The 19,029-nt window shown below is 38.9% G+C and carries 17 protein-coding genes; 9 read left to right on the forward strand and 8 right to left on the reverse strand.

All coding sequences use genetic code 11. The features are described from left to right. Positions 1–22 precede the first annotated feature (22 nt). The 5 genes from AACZ73_RS16725 to AACZ73_RS16745 are packed head-to-tail and all read left to right on the forward strand — an operon-like array spanning position 23 to position 6,389. Complete coding sequence (locus AACZ73_RS16725; RefSeq protein WP_339879605.1) at positions 23–634, forward strand: TetR/AcrR family transcriptional regulator; 612 nt, start codon at positions 23–25, stop codon at positions 632–634. A gap of 57 nt (positions 635–691) precedes the next feature. After that, the gene (locus tag AACZ73_RS16730) at positions 692–2,047 is read left to right on the forward strand and encodes a TolC family protein (RefSeq protein ID WP_339879607.1); all 1,356 of its coding nucleotides are present in this window, start codon (positions 692–694) and stop codon (positions 2,045–2,047) included. 2 nt (positions 2,048–2,049) lie between these two features. Then, entirely contained in the window at positions 2,050–3,102 is a 1,053-nt protein-coding gene (locus AACZ73_RS16735) for an efflux RND transporter periplasmic adaptor subunit (RefSeq protein ID WP_339879609.1), read from the forward strand. 1 nt (position 3,103) lies between these two features. Beyond that, positions 3,104–6,136: an efflux RND transporter permease subunit gene (locus AACZ73_RS16740; protein ID WP_339879611.1), complete on the forward strand. Its 3,033-nt coding sequence runs from the start codon at positions 3,104–3,106 to the stop codon at positions 6,134–6,136. Between the two features lie 4 nt (positions 6,137–6,140). Further along, positions 6,141–6,389: an acyl carrier protein gene (locus AACZ73_RS16745; RefSeq protein WP_339879613.1), complete on the forward strand. Its 249-nt coding sequence runs from the start codon at positions 6,141–6,143 to the stop codon at positions 6,387–6,389. A 91-nt stretch (positions 6,390–6,480) separates the two neighbouring features. Here the strand turns inward: AACZ73_RS16745 and AACZ73_RS16750 are convergent, their stop codons facing one another. Both AACZ73_RS16750 and AACZ73_RS16755 read right to left on the reverse strand, forming a co-directional pair. After that, positions 6,481–6,954, reverse strand: a complete 474-nt coding sequence (locus AACZ73_RS16750; RefSeq protein ID WP_339879614.1) for a hypothetical protein — start codon at positions 6,952–6,954, stop codon at positions 6,481–6,483. Between the two features lie 22 nt (positions 6,955–6,976). Further along, positions 6,977–7,435, reverse strand: a complete 459-nt coding sequence (locus AACZ73_RS16755; RefSeq protein ID WP_339879616.1) for a lipocalin family protein — start codon at positions 7,433–7,435, stop codon at positions 6,977–6,979. Positions 7,436–7,504: 69 nt separating this feature from the next. On the opposite strand from AACZ73_RS16755, the gene AACZ73_RS16760 reads away from it, so the two are divergent. Further along, positions 7,505–7,810 (forward strand): YwbE family protein, encoded by a 306-nt coding sequence (locus AACZ73_RS16760; RefSeq protein ID WP_339879618.1) that lies wholly within the window; start codon positions 7,505–7,507, stop codon positions 7,808–7,810. Here AACZ73_RS16760 and AACZ73_RS16765 read toward each other — a convergent pair whose 3' ends face one another. From AACZ73_RS16765 to AACZ73_RS16790, 6 genes are all read right to left on the reverse strand, one after another. Further along, the gene (locus AACZ73_RS16765) at positions 7,811–8,275 is read right to left on the reverse strand and encodes a DUF1456 family protein (protein ID WP_339879620.1); all 465 of its coding nucleotides are present in this window, start codon (positions 8,273–8,275) and stop codon (positions 7,811–7,813) included. A 264-nt stretch (positions 8,276–8,539) separates the two neighbouring features. Then, positions 8,540–8,977 (reverse strand): VOC family protein, encoded by a 438-nt coding sequence (locus tag AACZ73_RS16770; protein ID WP_339879622.1) that lies wholly within the window; start codon positions 8,975–8,977, stop codon positions 8,540–8,542. 153 nt (positions 8,978–9,130) lie between these two features. Beyond that, a complete protein-coding gene (locus AACZ73_RS16775; RefSeq protein WP_339879624.1) occupies positions 9,131–11,851 on the reverse strand; it encodes a hypothetical protein in 2,721 nt (906 codons plus the stop codon). Positions 11,852–12,207: 356 nt separating this feature from the next. Then, positions 12,208–13,593 carry an arginine decarboxylase gene (locus AACZ73_RS16780; protein ID WP_339879625.1) on the reverse strand — a complete coding sequence of 462 codons (1,386 nt, stop codon included), beginning with the start codon at positions 13,591–13,593 and terminating at the stop codon, positions 12,208–12,210. 129 nt (positions 13,594–13,722) lie between these two features. Then, positions 13,723–14,145 (reverse strand): hypothetical protein, encoded by a 423-nt coding sequence (locus AACZ73_RS16785; RefSeq protein WP_339879627.1) that lies wholly within the window; start codon positions 14,143–14,145, stop codon positions 13,723–13,725. A gap of 135 nt (positions 14,146–14,280) precedes the next feature. Further along, positions 14,281–15,429 carry a methionine aminotransferase gene (locus AACZ73_RS16790; protein ID WP_339879628.1) on the reverse strand — a complete coding sequence of 383 codons (1,149 nt, stop codon included), beginning with the start codon at positions 15,427–15,429 and terminating at the stop codon, positions 14,281–14,283. Positions 15,430–15,752: 323 nt separating this feature from the next. On the opposite strand from AACZ73_RS16790, the gene rocF reads away from it, so the two are divergent. From rocF to argS, 3 genes are all read left to right on the forward strand, one after another. Further along, complete coding sequence (gene rocF, locus AACZ73_RS16795; protein ID WP_339879630.1) at positions 15,753–16,703, forward strand: arginase; 951 nt, start codon at positions 15,753–15,755, stop codon at positions 16,701–16,703. 57 nt (positions 16,704–16,760) lie between these two features. Beyond that, positions 16,761–17,165 carry a GxxExxY protein gene (locus AACZ73_RS16800; protein WP_339879632.1) on the forward strand — a complete coding sequence of 135 codons (405 nt, stop codon included), beginning with the start codon at positions 16,761–16,763 and terminating at the stop codon, positions 17,163–17,165. A 68-nt stretch (positions 17,166–17,233) separates the two neighbouring features. Continuing rightward, positions 17,234–19,024 (forward strand): arginine--tRNA ligase, encoded by a 1,791-nt coding sequence (gene argS / locus AACZ73_RS16805; protein ID WP_339879634.1) that lies wholly within the window; start codon positions 17,234–17,236, stop codon positions 19,022–19,024. Positions 19,025–19,029: the final 5 nt, after the last annotated feature.

Consider the following 19,029-nt stretch of genomic DNA (forward strand, 5'->3'; position numbering starts at 1 on the left):
TTTGACCGTTCACTGAAATATAATGGGAATTACAGATCGCAAAGAAAGAGAGAAGGAAGAATTAAGAGAGACAATATTGAAAGCTGCAAAGTCATTGTTTCTTGAAAGAGGAATTGAAAAGACCTCAATGAGAACCATTGCTGATAAGATCGAATATAGCCCTGGGATAATTTACCATTACTTCAAGGACAAAAACGAGATTTTCCATGCGCTTCATCAAGAAGGCTTTAAAGCACTTAGTGAAAAAATGGAGGTTCTCTCGGTAGTGCAGGATCCTTTGGAAAGAATCAAAGCTATGGGTAAGATCTATGTAAAATTTGCAATGGAAAACCCTGATATGTACGACCTTATGTTTATTAAAGACGCTCCTATGTGTCATGTAAATGATTCTGAAAAAGAAGAATGGAAAGAAGGCTGGTTTGCATTTAATGGGCTTAGAATGACAATAGTAGAATCTCTTGAAAAAGGATACTTCCCTGGTCATGACGCTGAGTCATTAGCTTATATGGTATGGTCTACTGTGCATGGATTAGTTTCTTTGAATATCAGAAAACGTTGTGAAGTCATAGATATACCACGTAGAGAAAATATTGTAAGCGATGGCTTAGAGGCTTTCTTTAAAATCTTGGGGTAACTCCCTTTTTTTTGCACCACCATTAAACACTGTTCATTATTTTAACGATGTATTAAAATGAAAATTTACACTTGGATTTTGCTCTTTCCTCTCAGCATTCTAGTCAGTAAGCCACTACTAGCACAAGGCATTTTGAAGGAATATATTGAACTGGGAATAGAGAATAACTTGGTCCTTCAAGAGAAAGACATTTCTATCGATAAAAGCATGCTGGCACTGCAGGATGCCAAAAGTTACTTTTTGCCTGTAGTTGATTTTGGTATGACCTATAACCTTGCAAAAGGAGGAAGAAAGATAAATTTCCCTGTGGGAGATTTGCTGAATGAAGCCTACAGAACGCTAAATGAATTGACTCAATCCTCCCAATTTCCTCAACTGGATAACGTCAATGTGAATTTTCTTCCAAACGATTTTTATGATGCCCGATTCCGGGTTTCCATGCCAATCATTAATCCGGACCTCTCCTACCAAAAAGACATTCGCGAAAAACAGGTACAGGTTACCGAGTATGACTTAGCCATTTATAAAGCCACACTCATACAGGACATTAAGCTGGCATACTACGATTTTTGTACCGCCCACACTGCAATTGAGGTAATAGCCAGCTCGAAAGAACTGGTAGAGCACAACCTGAAAGACAATGAGTCACTTCTCAAAAACGGAACTGGACTCCACGCTTCAGTACTTCGTGCAGAAAGTGAAGTTGAAAACATCAATGCATTGATGATAGAGGCTGAAAACAGAGAGAAAAATGCAATCTACTATCTCAACTTCCTCTTAAATAGACCATTGGACAGCCCCTTAGTTTTCAAAGAACAGGCTCCTGATTGGGATTTGATCAATACGCTCACACAAGATGAAAACCTTTCAGGAAGACCCGAGCTATTGCAGATATCAACTTACCAAGCTATTCAGGAAACTCAATTGAAAGCCAGTCAGAATTTCTGGATTCCAAGACTAAACACATTCGCAGATTTGGGAAGCCAGGCTTTCAACTTTGAATTCAGTAGCCAAAACAGCGCCTACGTCTTTTTCGGACTTAATCTTTCCATGCCTGTCTTTCAAGGCGGTAGAAATAGAAACCAAATACAGCGCTCTCAGCTGGAACTTCAAACTATTTCTATCCAGGAAAACCTATTGGAAAACAAGCTTAATCTAGACCTCAAACTTGCCAAAAATCAATTAAAAACGAGTGAGGCTTCGTACCGATCCGCAGAGAAAAAGACCGAATCCTCGAGTGCCTATCTCAGATTGGTTGATCGAGGATTTAAGGAAGGCGCCAATTCCTTGATTGAATTTATAGACGCTAGAAATCAATACACGCAAGCCGCTTTACAGAAAACCATTAACGCCTACGCTTTGCTGAAGGCACAGGCGACACTTGAAAGACAACTGCTCACTGACACTTACTAATCATGAAAAAATCTACACAACTCTCCGCTATTTTTCTCTTCGCAGGATTGCTTTATGGCTGCAAAGAAGCAGAAACAAAAAGTCTGATTCCACCAAAAGGTGAGGTGATCCCAGTCAAAGTGCAAGCTCTCCAAAAAGGAAGTTTTTCTACTCCCATTACCACAAGTGGGAATTTCACCACAAAAAATGAAACCACACTTTCATTTAAGGTTGGCGGAATTGTTTCTAAAGTGTATGTACAAGAAGGTGAACAGGTTAAGAAGGGACAGCTATTAGCAACGCTGAACCTGACCGAGATTCAATCCGGCTTAAATCAAGCCAAAATCAGTTTGGAAAAGGCACAAAGAGACTTTGACAGAGCTTCCAGACTTTTTGCGGACAGTGTAGCCACTTTAGAGCAAAAGCAAAATGCAGAAACCGCACTAGAAATAGCCAAGCAGCAGTTCAACGCTTCTCAGTTCAATCTGGATTACTCGCAGATCAGAGCAAATCAAAGTGGTTTTGTCTTAACAAAATTTGTAAATGAAGGCCAGCAAGTGACCTCTGGATCGCCTGTCCTGAGAATAAACGGAGCCAATGCTAGTGATTGGGTATACCAAACCAGCGTAAATGATCAGAATTGGGCATCTATTTCCTTGGGCGATTCTGCAAGCATTGTAACAGATACTGATGAAAGAAACTCTTTTTCTGGAAAGATCATCCGTAAGAGCCAAGCTGCTGATCCAGTCACTGGCGCTTTTTGGATAGAGATTTCTCCAGACTATCCTGCTGATATGAAATTGGCCTCAGGCATGTTTGGAAGAGCAACTATTTTCCCAAGTAATCGAACTGAAGCATGGCAAATCCCTTACGAATCTCTCTTAGACGCCCAAGGTGATCAAGGCTATGTATTTGTCACTAAAGACAAGAAAATGGCCGAAAAGGTTGAAGTAAAGCTGGGCAAAATCTCTTCCCAGTCGGTGCAAGTAACTGCTGGATTGGCAGAATATCCCTTTTTGATTATCTCCGGATCAGCCTACCTCACAGATCAGTCTCAAATCCAAATTCAGAACTAAGATGCGAATATCAGATTTTGCTGTAAAAAATTATCAGTTCACACTGATCATTTTCCTGATGGCCATTGCCGTTGGGGTGACGACTTTTTTCAACATGCCAAGAAGTGAAGATCCTGTAATTGAGGCTCCTCAGTTCCCCGTTGTAGTCGTTTATCCCGGTGCTAGTCCAGAGGACATGGAAGAGTTGGTTGTGGATCCGCTTGAAAATGTGATTTATGGGTTGGAGGATATTAAGCGAGTTAAGACGGAGATTCAGGATGGCGTGGCTGTGATCTTTGTAGAGTACAACTACAATGAGGATGTAAATGAAAAGTATCAAGAATTGGTACGAGAAGTAAACTCCCTTCGACCTGATTTACCCGCTGATATTTACAGTATAGAAATCAGAAAGGTCAGACCTTCTGATGTAAATATCCTTCAGCTTGCTTTGATCTCAGAAAATGCCTCGAAAGAACAAATGAAGCGTTATTCCGATCGGCTTCAGGATGCCTTGGAGAAAATCAACGAATTGAAGAAAGTAGAAATTCATGGGATTCCAGATCAAATCGTCAGAGTTGACTTAAGCTTGGATAAAATCTCCGAAATGAATATTCCGATCAATGCAATCATCGGAAGTATCCAAAGTGAATTGGCGAATATTCCCGGGGGAGCCGTGGAAGCTGGAAGCAAATCCTTTAATGTAAAAACCAGCGGAAATTATACTTCTGCATTAGAAATCGCCGAGACTATTATATTCTCCTATCAGGGTAAAAATATAGCATTGAAAGATGTAGCCACGGTACAAAATGACTTTGAAGATCAAAAGCATGTGACCAGACTGAATGGCTATCGCTCCCTATTCATCACAGCCGCCATGAAGGAAGGAAATAACATTTCCTCTCTTCAAGAAAAGTATCTTCCAGTACTGGAATCCTTCAAATCCGAATTGCCTGAAAATATTGCTCTAGTTACAGCTTTTGATCAGGCAGACTATGTAAACCGACGTTTGAGTGGCTTGGGGACAGATTTTCTGATAGCCATAGGATTGGTTTTCATTACGCTTTTGCCACTTGGAAATCGAGCTTCACTGATAGTGATGATCTCCATTCCTCTTTCACTTGCCATAGGTTTGGTATTGCTAAACGCCTTTGGTTTTGGGCTTAATCAGCTGAGTATTGTTGGGTTGGTAGTCGCACTCGGGCTTTTGGTAGATGACAGCATCGTGGTGGTTGAGAACATTGAGCGATGGATACGAGAAGGACATTCTAGACTGGATGCGGCACTTTTGGCCACCAAACAGATTTCTGTTTCCGTGGTTGGCTGTACCATTACACTGATCATTGCCTTTATGCCTTTGGTATTCTTGCCCGAGGGTTCCGGAGATTTCATTCGCAGTTTGCCTTTGGCGGTTATCATGAGTGTGCTCGCCTCCATGCTAGTTTCGCTGACCATTATTCCATTTTTGGCATCCAGAATCCTAAAAGAACATGGTGGGAGTGAAAATCGAGTTTTAACTTTCGTCCAAAAAGCGATACATGCTAGCTATGCGCCGGTTTTAGAGAAAGCTTTAAATAAGCCTGTACGCACGCTGACGATTGCAGGAGGAATATTCGCTGCTTCATTAATTCTATTTCCTATCATTGGCTTTAGTCTTTTTCCTCCATCCGAAAAGCCGCAATTCCTCATAAACATCACCACTCCCCTACAGTCCAACCTGGCAACGACAGATCAGGTAGCTCAAGAGGTAGAAGCTGAACTCAGCAAAGTACCTGAGCTAATGAATTTTTCCACTAACGTAGGAAAGGGAAACCCAAGGATCTATTACAATGAAATCCCAGAGAATGAGCGCACGGATTACGCCCAAATCTTTGTTCAACTTGATCCAAGTACTTCCCCACCCAAAAAAATGGCGCTTATTGAAGATCTGAAAAGTAAATTTATTGGGTATGCTGGCGCAAAAATAGAAGTGAAAAACTTCGAACAAGGTCCTCCTGTGACAGCTCCAGTGGAAGTAAGACTTAGCGGAGAAAACCTGGACACGCTCAGAAATCTAGCCTCCCGAGTTGAAAATCTCCTTAAAAACACAGAAGGAACACTCTACATCAACAACCCAATATCAAATCTAAAAACAGACATCAGAGTAGCTATTCAAAAGGATAAAGCAAGACAACTGGGAATCAATATTGCAGATATTGACCGGACGGTGAGATTGGCAATAGCAGGATTAACCTTGGGGACTTTCACTGACGAGTTAGGATCTGAACGTGACATTGTAGTCACAAGCCCACGTGTTGCAAAGGCTACTCTGGCTAATTTTGATGGCCTACACATCAATAACCAACAGGGAGCAGCAATCCCTTTATCTCAGATTGCAGATTTAAAATTGGAAAGTAGTAACCTTTCCATAGATCATTTCAATAAAATACGATCCGTTTCCGTCTCTGCCTTCGTAAATCCTAATTACCTGAATGACCGAGTGATAGCAGACGTTATTTCAAAAATGGATCAAATATCATTACCGGAAGGATACAGTTTCACTATGGGTGGAGAATATGAAACAAGGCAAGAGTCCTTCGCAGGATTTAATACAGTAATAATTGTCACCGTTTTCTTATTCATTGCCGTTTTAATTTTGCTTTTCAAAACCTTTAAGAGCACAATTATCGTATTGTCTGTCATCCCTCTCGGAATGGTAGGAGCTTTAATTGCACTTTGGGTAACCGGGAACTCTTTATCCTTTGTAGCGATTATTGGCCTGATTGCGTTAGCAGGAATAGAAGTGAAGACATCAATATTACTAGTGGATTTTACAAACCAACTCAGATTAGAAGGAAAAGCATTGAATGAAGCGATTCGTGAAGCTGGTGAGGTTCGCTTCTTACCTATTGTGCTGACTACAGTTACTGCAATAGGCGGTTTGATTCCAATAGCAATCTCTACCAATCCGTTAATCTCGCCTCTGGCCATAGTTTTAATAGGCGGTTTGATCAGCTCTACACTACTCTCAAGAATCGTAACTCCAGTTATGTATAAACTATTACCACCTAAAATATAGAACTATGAACCAACACTTTACACTACTAAAAAAAGCCATTGAAGTTTTTCACTCTTATGGCATCACGCTGATTGGTCAGCAAAAAAATGCTGATTTTATTCACCAATTGCATATGGACCCGGTATTTATCAACGGATTGATATTTGAATTGGAATATCAACTACAGGTAATTTTTCAAGATGAAAAACTAGGCACTGTGAATACACCAAAGGATTTAATTGCACTTCTAGTCAATATCCCACAGAGTAACTAAGAATTGATTTGGAAGTTGAACCAACTTAAAAGGGCTGCATTCTTAATTGAATGCAGCCCTTTTCTATTTTCAGGTGTCCTTTAAGGATTAATTACTTTTCAACTCGGTCATAAATAATGCCCACCGAGCTCGCTGTAATAGGCATTATGGTATGAAGTTCAGAATTCTTGTTTCTGAGTTGAAATTCTCTGATTTCGTTTTCTCTATCAATTAAACTTAGACCTTCCTTGTCCGAATACATCGTTCCACCTAAGTTCATGTAATGCTCTGTAATCGAAACAGCTACTTTATTTTCAACGATTTGGTAGTTGCCATTAAAATATTCCAGAAAGCCTAACACATTCTTGCTCTCCATCTCTCTAACAGAAACCTCAGAATAAACCTCACCATCTGACTTGAAATCAATTGAATACACTATATCATAGGACTGATCAGAATTTGTATATTCAATGACCTTTTGCCATTGGTTCTGAGTCAATACTTCGGGGTTGATTTCATCATTATCCTTGCAACTGAAGAGAAGTAGTCCAAGGACGATTAGAGGTAAAAGTCTTTTAATCAGCATAGTGTTTTTATATTAGATAAAACTATTTGATTTTTTTATATGGCTGCGGCGGAATACAATTTGCGTTAGGTGGACAACTAAAATAGAATTTAGAGAAATCATCCGAAATCAAATATTCATCCACGCGTTCAAAACCTTGTACTAAATTAAGCTTATCTTTTGTCGTATAGGTAATGTCTGGATCATTCAAATATGCAGCCTTTTTAAGAGTAACCGAAAGTTTGCTGCCTTCAATTTTATAGGTCCCTTCTACCTCACTTGTGTAGCCCAAGTCAACACTAGAGCCATTTTCTCTGACAGTTCCAGTTCCAATTATAGTCCCATCAGCATTAATTTGAATTGTCTCCACCCGATCATATTCAGAATTTTTATAAACGGCTTCCCAGGTACCTACTAGGCTTTGATCAGGTTTTCCCTCCTCCTTATCGCAGGAAAAAAGCAGAAATGAAACGATGCACAAATAAAACAAACTTACTTTCATAAGAAACTTGGATTTAGTTCAACTCCAATATGAGCTTTCAAACAATTTGAAAATCATTTCCATTACGATTTGAAACAGGCAAACGATACAAGAAAATCAAGATCCCCTTATCAAAAAACCAGATCTAATGTAATTTGCAGCATCTACATTAAATACCCCATGGAAAAGAAGACTCTCCCCGGAACCATCCGAAAAAATATCCAAATCGACAGCGAAGTCACCATTGTACAAAAACACCATCAGAGATCTGGTGAACTCACCGAAGGCTTCGTCAAGCGAATTTTAACCTCCTCTCCAACACACCACCATGGAATCAAAGTAATGCTGGACACCGGAGAAGTGGGAAGAGTAGTAGACGTCTTTGTCGAAGACTAACTAGACCGTTGGACGATGTTTCTTTTTCAACCCATTCAAGAAATTCCTGAGAATTTGATCCTTACAAGGTCTGTATTGCGACTGGCTAGGTTTTCTGAAAAAGGCACTCAACTCGTGTGGACTGATATGCATGCCAACGGAAGAAAGAATTTCAAGCACATCGTCTTCCTTCAGATTCAGGGCTATTCGAAGTTTCCTGAAAATGATATTGTTATTTAAGGACTTTTCAGGCTTTGGGTCCTCACCTTCCTTTTTCCCTCTTTTTTCGATGATAAAGCCGTTCAAAAAAGCTGCAAGATCTTTGTCCACAATGGCCTGAAAATGCTCCTCGTCATCATTTTTCAAAAAATTTGCTACTTCCTCACGCTTTAAATCCAATCCTCCCTCCTTAAAAATGCCGACCATTTCAGGGTCTTTAAAGTTAAAAATATAGCGTATCGTCCGTAAAATATCTGAATTAGTCATGAATGCTCTTTGGCGGTTTGTAATTCAAAGGTAAGGATGAATTAGGAATTGCTGGTTGAAAATTAGCAATCCAACGTTTTTCACAAATTCATTCATAGTAAAAGAGAAGGTTGTAATCAGCTCGCAATTGTCCTGCTTGAGGAAAAGCAGGACATAGATGGAATCCTAACCAAACTAATCGTGTAACACAAAGGGTGGACCTTGGTTAAAGTCTGAAGGCTTGTTTTATGCCAAACTGGATTGAATTAAATCTCGAAAGTTTGATCAACCCTGAGGCGCAGCTTCAGCAAAAGAGATCATCCAATTGATGCCAAATCGATCTGTGAGCATCCCAAAATAATCTCCCCAGAATGTAGTATCCATAGCCATTGTTACCTTTCCACCAGCAGAAAGCTGTTCAAAAAAGCTATCAGCTTTTTCCTTAGAGTCTGTATTTATAGAAATTGAAAAATTGTTTCCTACGGTAATGGGTCCGCCATGTCCACCTGTATCCGATCCCATTAAAACACAATCTTTGCTAATCGGTAAACTTATGTGCATAATTTGGTTTCGAAACTCATCTCCAACCGGATAGGTCGGATCAGCAGGCATATCAGAAAATCTTCCAACATGAGCGAATTCTCCTCCGAAAACAGAGCGATAAAAGCTGAAAGCATTTTCACAGTTGCCTTCAAAGGTTAAGTATGTATTTAAAGTTGTCATTTTGATCTGGGTTATAAATTGATCGGTGTAGCCAAACTTTTATTCGAAAAATAAATTTACATGAGTTAGACCTAAGCGACAAGAATAAACATTGAACATTTTCTTTCTTTAATTTAGAATGGGAAGATAGACATGCCTGTATTTATGTAATTCTTATAGTACCTGTAATGTCCGAGTTTGCTTTTCCTCTGTCCCGTAGACGGAATTTCTGAGCATAATCACAACCAAATAGCTACCGGTAGGAACGTATTTTCCATTAGATTTACCATCCCACGATAATATTGGAGTTTCCACCGGAATGTCGGTGGCAAGATTATGGTAAATTAGTTCTCCTTGACGATTTAATATAAACAGCTCTGCTTTACTAATCCCCTCACTCATCAGAACTCTAAAATCCTTGTTAGGATTACCTAAAATCATTGCATTTGGATAGACTACCTGATAATCACATACTACATATGTTGTGAAACTATCTTCAAATTCACATCCCTCTTTTGTAGTCACTATTAATCGATAATTGCCAATTTGATCTGGCTTATAAAGTCGATCCATAGATACCAATTGATCTTCTAAATACCATTGATACAATTCAAACTCTCCCGGGTCTATAGGGCTTATACTATTTTTCATAGTACATACGGGATACTTATCCTCTAAATCCAGAAGGGTGTATTGTGGGGTGACTTCAACAGAAATTACATTTCTTCCAATCTCACATCCCCGCTTATTATAGCCAACCACTTCATAGGTTCCGCTAGATTTAACCTGAACTTCGAAAAGATCATCAAACTCTACCTTTTCCTCGCGATTGTTTGCTTGATCATAATAAATCCATTCTGTAGATAGCACTTCATCTAGATCAGTAGACAAAGAAATAGTAACTGCCTCCAGGTCGGTGCATGATTGACCTGTTCCCAAATCCATTGGGACAGAATTGATAGGTGCTATTACCTCAAATTCCACTGGCTCCGCAGGACAAAATCCACTTCCTGTGGGTGAAACAATCAACGAAAACTTTCCAATTGAGGGAGGATAAAATTGCCTACTTCTGCCAACAATAGTCCCATCAGAATTCAGCCACCTTATATTAACTTTATTAAGATTTATACCTTCCAATTCTATTCCGTATCTGATTGGGTCGAAGCATTTATCTTCTATAAAAACAGGCCTATAAGTAAATGGTGAAAGCAAAGTCGCCTGAAAGTTTATTTTTTTTGCACACAATAGTGAATTGGGATCTATTGGCTTTGCCAAAAGAGAATAATTTCCACCCTCAGTTAAGTTGAACCCTTCTCCGCTCTTTACTGACTCTACCTTTCCTCCAGGATGAGTCAATGTGAAGAGCAGCTCTTCTTCCGAAGCAGGAGCAAGATAGAATGATTCGCAAATTGTGATTGCTGATGGAATGCTGAAATCTACCTGTGGGTTATTGAGAATAGAAATTTTCTCGGTTGGAAAAGTGCATCCTTCAATAATCACTTCGAGAAGATAATCTCCGGAATTTAATTCTACCTCAAATTTTCCACTTACAGGAATAGCTCCTGATTTCACCGTTCCATTAGTCGATGAGAGTATGCGGTATTCACCATTTTCAATTGACTCTCCAAAATCCACATTAACATAACCTGGATTTACTCCATTTACTGTACATATCTCATTCTCTTTGCTGATAGTCCAGTTTGGTTTGTAAGGAGTTGAGGTACCAGAGAGATTTTCAGACTTTAGCTGAATAAGCTCAGTTGAAGTGCAGCCATTTGCTAAATATTTGACAAGATATGTTTTTGCTTTAAGATCATTAAAAGTGAAAATCTGCCCTTTGGTGATGTTAGTTTTGGAAAAATCGAGTTCAGCTATTGACAGAGACTCCAAATCCGAACTTGCTTTCACTTGAAAAACTCCATTTTTAATATAGCATGCATCCGGTTGCTCCAGTATCTCTATCTCGATTTCAGGAGCTTGGACTATTTCAAACTCTATTTTTCTTTCAGACGGACAATCGGGATAATCAAAACTTGGGATTCTCACACTCACTTCATAAAATCCGGTCCCAGACAATTCCGATGAGGATATATTGATGCCAAATGCAGTTCCTAGTTTCACCTTTTCACCATTGGGCAGTTTCCGGATATAATACTCGCCAGTTAAGGGGACATCAGTAGATATATTTATACTTCCCCCTTCGCATACTTTAGTTGCTGACTTTGTAATTTGAAAATCTATTGCCGGACCAACATAGGTAGATCCGTTCACAGTACATGTTTGACTGCCTCCCGGATTTTGAAGATATAAATCGACTAAATAATAGCCCGCTTTAGTAGCAGTAAAGGTATTACCACTTCCCAACACCTTTCTGTTAGCATCCATCCAGGTAATGGTATAATTTTCAATATTAAGTGTATTAGGATCTAATGCGGTAAGCGATACAGGGTTGTCTCCACAAAGTAAGTAATCTGGAAGAAGAGAAAGCTTAGGACCATTTTGAACTCTGACGCTCATTTGCTCCTGGTAAAAATCAGAATTTGTTCCACGACGTATTTTAAGGAAAACAGTATATTCTCCAATCTCGGAGAAAGCAAATTTTATCGTCTCAAATTGCTCACCACCGCTTCTTTTATATAACTCTTCCCCTGTAGATTTTACTATTCTCCATTCATACACATCTTCTGGATCACCACCTGCACTGTAAATGCCGATGGTATTGCCCAACACCATGCATATTTCAGAATCACCAACTAGATTGGGAGTCGATGCATTTGAAATTTCTTTATTTTGAAACTGAACTGAGGAAGCTTGGATTGATGGGTAATAACCAAGAAATAAGTACAGAAATAGCGTAGCAATCTTACCGAAGGTAAATAGGTAATTTCTTTTCACGTTGGTTTAATAATGCTGGTTGACTGCTAATTTAACACAGCTTTACTAAAGCATTGATAATTAAGGATACACACCAAAATACCTGATACATAGATCAAAAAAATGGTGGGATTATTTTATTTATTAGTCAAAAAAAAATGATCTAAAAATTAATATCATAGTTAATCAAGTTTTTGATCATCTTATCAGTCAGCTCTTAGTTAATTCTCAAACTTGTATTTCGCAATTTAAAATCCCACTAGCGATTGGTGAGAAAGGTGCTGACAGACGCAAAAGTTATTAGCAGCTATTAAGTTCAATTTTGTTTCCCTATCACATAACAAAAAACCGCTCCATTTCGGGAGCGGTTTCCAATTTTAGTAGCCTAAAGTCTTTAACATGCTTTCTTCTGTCTGGTCATCAGCGAAAAGTCGGTGTGTGACATTTCCATTTTCGTCCCTATCTATCAGCACATGCTTAGGGGCCGGAATCAAGCAATGTTGAATTCCTCCATATCCACCTAAAGATTCCTGGTAAGCTCCTGTGTGGAAAAACCCTAAATACTGCACTTTCTCCTCTGGTTTTGGTAGGTAAATATTGTATTGGTGAGCCTCTGAATTGTAATAATCCATGCTATCGCAGGTCAAACCACCAAGGTTGATGTTGTGATATTCAGCGTCCCAGTTATTCACAGCGAGCATGATATATTTCTGATTAAGTCCCCAGCTATCTGGTAGTTGGGTGATAAATGACCCATCGATCATATACCAAAGCTCCTTATCGTTTTGCAGCTTTTCTTCCAAAACAGAATAAAGTACAGCACCGCTCTCTCCTACTGTGTAACTACCAAATTCTGTAAAAATATTTGGCTCCTCGGCATTGTTTTTACCGCACATCCACTTGATATTTTTCACGATTTGCTCCGCCATATACTGGTAATCATAATCGAAAAAAACATTGGTCTTGATCGGCCATCCGCCACCAATATCCATCGTGTCCAATGATGGTGCTATTTTTTTCAGGTCCACATATTTCTGGATAAAACGTGTCAATTCTGACCAGTAATACGCCGTATCTCTGATTCCTGAATTGATAAAGAAGTGAAGCATTTTCAGGCTTACATTCGGATTATCCTTGATTTTATCTTCGTAAAGCTTGATGATGTCATTGTATCTCACACCAAGTCTAGAGGTGTAAAAACCGAATTTTGGTTCCTCATCTGCAGCAATTCTGATCCCAACTTGGAAAGGCACTTTTACATGCTCTAAGTAATAGTCGATCTCAGTCAAATTATCCAAAATCGGCACACAGTTTACAAAACCGTCATTCAATAACTCAGTAATGTATTGCTTGTAAAGCTCACGCTTAAAGCCATTACAAACGATAAACGTATTCTTAGTGATTTTACCTTGAGCATAGAGACTTCTCACCAAAGGGATATCGAAAGTCGAGGAAGTCTCGATATGAATATCATTTTTCAGTGCTTCATTCAGCACAAAACTAAAATGGGATGACTTGGTACAATAGCAGTAAGTGTATTTTCCTTTATAGTCATGCTGCTCCATCGCATTCTTAAAATACGTTTTCGCATTCTGAATACTTTCGGAGATTTTCGGCAAATAGGAAAGCTTAAGCGGAGTTCCATAGGTTTTAATGATCTCCATCATATTCACTCCATTGAAATGCAGTTCATTGTTTTCCACTTTAAATTCCTTTGTAGGAAAATCAAATGTCTGTTCAATCAGATCTTTGTACGTATTCATCAGCAAAAATAATTGGTGTTAAAGCCCTGCAAAAATTACCTTTTATTGGGGGAATTCAAATGAAAAAGGGACAAATCCCTTAAGACTGTCCCAATATTAGTTAATAGTAATGATTTGTTAATTTCTCTCTCAAGCCATCATAGCATTGTGAAGCAGAAATTGCTCAGATCTAAAACGGTTTCTATTGATAATTACCTCTTTTAAAATCTTCTTAAACTTCACTTCCTTTTGAAGGACCAGAACCAATTCTGAAAAAAACTGGGTTACTTCAGTTTGATTGACTTCGGGATAGTAAAAGTATACTGCTTTCTCCACTGAAGAAAACCTCAAATTCAAGCTTTTAGGCTTTCCTGCTTCACTCAAACCTCTAAATAGCGGATATAGATTTTCAAATTTCTCTTCAAACTTGCACATTCCCTGCATTACCATTCCTGATTTTTGATTGAAAATCTTAACGATTTCCTGCTGATTAACAGAAATTTTAGAGAAGCCATTGGCTAAACTGATCACTTGATGTGATGGTGAAGGACTTGTCTGTGGTAATGCGCTCATTTTTGTGTCTTTTAGAATGTAACAACGCATCAAAGATAGAAGAGTTATTTTTATTATCCCACATTCCCTATAATTTTTATAGGGTTATAAACATATTTAACAACAGCTTAATGTTAAATACCTATTTTTTCAACACTAGAACCTTATTCCTTTTAATTTATCCAGTGCGGCATTCAAATCTGACTCCTCCTTTGCGAAGCAAAATCGCAGAATTTTATGATCTTTTTTGTCAGAGAAAAAGACTGAGATAGGAATGCTTGCTACCCCAATTTCTTTGGTAAGTCTAACCGCTAAGTCATAATCAGATTCTTGGGAAAGATGCCCATAGGATACCATTTGGAAGAAACTTCCTTGAGCTGGAGTGAATACAAAAAGAGTTTTTTTAAGCCCTTCACAGAATATATCTCTCTTTTGCTGGTAAAAGTCTGGAAGTGAAAAATAGCGTGAAGGTTTAGACATATAATCTGCTAAGGCATACTGTAAAGGCGTCGCAGTACTAAAGGTCAAAAACTGGTGAACCTTTCTAAACTCCTCCGTAAGTTGCGGAGGCGCAAGGCAATAGCCAATTTTCCAACCAGTAACATGAAAAGTCTTTCCAAAAGACCCACACACAAAGGTCCTTTCTCTCAATAGAGGCTGAGTCAAAAGCGAAAGATGTTTCCGACCATCGAAGGTGATGTGCTCATAAACTTCATCACTTACTACAAAAATATCTCTGTCCTCAATCAATTCAGCAAGCGTATTTAGATCCTCTTGAGTCCACACATAGCCACTTGGATTATGCGGTGTATTCACCATGATTAATCTTGTCTTATCGGTGATTGCTGATTTCACCTTTTCCCAATCCACCGAGAAATGAGGCATTTCAAGCGGGACATAGACTGGTATTCCCCCATTTAATTTCACCGAAGGTGCATAGGAATCATAAGCAGGATCAAAAAGAATGACCTCATCTCCGAGCTTTACGACAGCAGTTACTGCAGCATATAGCGCCTCGGTAGCTCCGGAAGCCACCGTTACTTCAGTTTCTGAATTCAATTCAACATCATATACCAACTTAGTTTTTTCAGCAATTCGCTCACGAAAAACCCGGATACCACTCATTGGCGCATACTGATTAAATCCGGCCTTCATGTACTTATTTACCAAATCGAGTAATTCGGGATCACATTCAAAACCTGGATAACCCTGCGATAGATTAATCGCTCCACAATCACTTGCGAGCTTTGACATCACGGTAAAAATGGTAGTTCCTACTTCAGGAAGTTTAGATGAAATCGACATACATCAAAACTATTGATTTTGAGATAAAATCTTATAATTAGTGTTGATTTCGCGCAGATTGACGAAGAAGAATACAGCGGATTTAATTGATAAGATATTTGAATTTAATCGACAATCATATCTGAAGAAGTTAGCGAAAATTGTCTTCGATCATTTGCGGGAAAAACTTCATAATAATAAATCCTCGCCTTTGAATTATTGAAAAGTGAACTCTGTCTTTTCTCAATTGTCTTTTGGTACTTGAAAATTGATCATTTAAAGGCATTTTTAGCTACTTTTGCCACGCTTCAAGCAACCCAATATAACTTTAAATTATTCTTCGAATGCGTGATATAAAATTAGTAGAAGTACGGTCTGAGATTGCTGCGGGAACCCGGGGAGCGAGTATGGGAATCGATGCTTTGAAGATTGCCAGCTTAGATAAAAAGTCTGATTTCTTCACTCAGTTTGATCCAATCAACGTTCCCGATGCTAATAACTATCTCTGGAAAGGAAATAATTTCCCCCATGCTAAATACATCGATGGCGTTTATCAAGTGCTAAAAAATGTCTATTCCACTATCGAGTCTTTGAGAATGGAAAAGAAGTTTCCCATCGTTTTGGCAGGAGATCATAGCACGGCAGCTGGCACAATCATGGGAATTAAAGCAGCTGACCCTGAAAAGCGTCTAGGCGTAATTTGGATTGACGCACACGCTGATTTGCACACCCCATTTACAACGCCTTCCGGAAATATGCACGGCATGCCGTTGGCAATGGTTTCCCAATTGGACAACATGGATTGTCAGGTTAATGAACCCTCAGAAGAGACTTTGGCAATCTGGAAACGGATAAAAACCATAGGTGGTGAATCTCCTAAAATTGATCCTAGGGATATTGTCTTTATCACGGTTCGAGATACGGAAGCTCCGGAAGATCACCTAATCAAAAATTATGGAATTAAAAACTTCAGCACCAAAGAAGTTCGCTCCAAGGGAATTGATCAAATCTCATCTGAAGCTCTGGAAACATTGAAAGATTGTGATCAAATCTATATTTCATTCGATGTGGATAGCTTGGACAGTTCTATTTCTGTTGGTACTGGAACTCCCGTTCCTGATGGATTAACTGTGCAGGAAGCAATAGAATTAAACGTCAAACTTATCCAAGATAAGCGGGTCTGCTGTTGGGAAATTGTCGAGGTGAATCCTACGCTTGACTCTGAAAATGTGATGGCTGAAAACGCCTTTGAAGTTCTAGAGGCAACTGTTAAGTCTTTGGTGGATAATTTTTAATTTTATAAACCGCGGAGTGCGCGGAGTTTTACGCAGAGACACTGAGAAAAAACAATTATGATTGACGAAGATCTCATACTTGAAAATGAACTTGCCACAAGAGTTATTGGTATAGCTATAGATGTCCATCGTCAATTAGGGCCTGGACTTTTAGAGAATGCATATAAGCAAGTTTTGGCCTATAAACTCCAGAAAGCTGGTATTTTTGTAGAAGTAGAGAAAAAAATGCCTTTGTTAGTTGATGATATTAAGTTAGATGTTGGCTACACAATTGATATTTTAGTGGAAAAAAAATTAGTTTTGGAATTAAAATCAGTCGAAATACTTAACGACGTTCATTTTGCCCAAACTCTTAACTACGTAAAAATCGGGAAATTCAAATTGGGTTTGCTTATTAATTTTAATGTTTCCCAACTTAAATATGGAATTCAAAGGGTTGCTAATACAAAACCCAAAATATAATCCAATAACATAACATGAATCAATTGCGCCCTCTGCGAAATCTTTGCGTGCTCTGCGGTTAAAAAAATATGAACATACAAGAATCAATACATAACGGCATTCAGCTTGCCTTTCAGAATATATTCAACCACGACCTTCCGTTGGACCAGATCAGCCTCGCTCCTACGCGAAAGGAATTTGAAGGAACTTACACCTTTGTGGTTTTTCCTTACCTGAAAGTTTCGAAAGCAACTCCTGAAGCTACGGCAAATCTGATAGGAGAATACCTAAAGGAAAATGTAGCTGAAGTTGCCGGTTTCAATGTGGTTAAAGGATTTCTGAATCTCGAATTGAACAACATGATTTGGGTGGACGTATTCCAAAAACTTATTGCCAACGAAAATGTAGGCCAACTTCCTGCAAATGGTCAAAAAGTAATGGTAGAATATTCTTCTCCAAACACCAACAAACCACTTCACCTTGGTCACTTGAGAAATAACTTCTTGGGTTTCTCAGTAGCAAATATCCTGGAAGCAAATGGCTATGAAGTCATCAAAGCCAACCTTGTAAATGATCGCGGAATCCACATTTGTAAATCAATGGTGGCTTATCAGCATTTCGGCAATGCCGAAACTCCTGAGTCTTCAGGATTGAAGGGCGATCACTTAGCAGGTAAGTATTATGTGATTTTTGATGAAAAATATAAGGAGCAAATAGCTGAACTGAAGGCACAAGGACAATCCGAAGATGATGCCAAAAAGAACGCTCATCTCTTCCTGGAAGCTCAGGAAATGCTTCGCAAATGGGAAGCAAATGATGAGGAAGTTGTTTCTCTTTGGAAGCAAATGAATACTTGGGTTTACGCCGGTTTCGAAAAGACTTACCAGCGCATGGGAGTGAGTTTCGACAAGTATTACTACGAGTCTGACACCTATTTATTAGGTAAGGATATCGTAACTGAAGGATTGGATAAAGGAGTATTTTTTAAGAAAGAAAATGGCTCTGTTTGGGTGGATTTGACAGATGAAGGACTGGACGAAAAGCTGGTACTTCGAGGAGATGGCACTTCTGTTTACATCACGCAGGATATGGGAACAGCTGATCTTAAGTATGATGATTTCGGAATAAGTAAATCCGTATATGTAGTTGGTAATGAACAAGATTACCACTTCGATGTCTTGTTTAAGATCATGCGAAAACTTGGTCGTCCTTATGGCGAAGGTTTGTACCATTTGTCTTATGGTATGGTTGATCTACCGACAGGAAAAATGAAGTCACGGGAAGGTACCGTAGTTGATGCCGATGACCTGATGCAAGAGATGGTTGACACTGCTGAGCAGCATACCAAAGAGTTGGGTAAAATCGATGGTTTCAATAAGGAGCAGGCAGCTGAACTCTATGAAACACTTGGAATGGGTGCTTTGAAATATTTCCTTCTGAAAGTTGACCCGAAGAAGCGCATGCTTTTCAACCCACAGGAGTCCATAGAATTCCAAGGAAATACTGGGCCATTTATTCAGTATTCACACGCACGTATTGCATCTATTTTGAGAAAAGCCGTTCAAATCGGAGTAGATTACAAGCAAGCTGATTTCTCAAAACTTACCAAAGTTGAAGAGTCAGAATCAAGTTTGATTTATCTTCTCAATGATTTTGAAAAAAAGATTTCTCAAGCTGGAGCTGATTATTCCCCTGCTATTTTGGCACAATACCTTTTCGATTTAGCCAAGGAATACAATAGATTCTATGCAGATCTTCCTATATTTCTGGAATGTGACCCAACAATTCTTGCTTTCCGAGTAGCGCTTTCGGCTCACACTGCCAAAACACTTAAAAAAGGAATGCAACTGCTTGGAATTGCCGTACCTGAACGAATGTAATTATG

It is taken from the genome of uncultured Algoriphagus sp., from assembly GCF_963974835.1.
Lineage (GTDB): Bacteria > Bacteroidota > Bacteroidia > Cytophagales > Cyclobacteriaceae > Algoriphagus.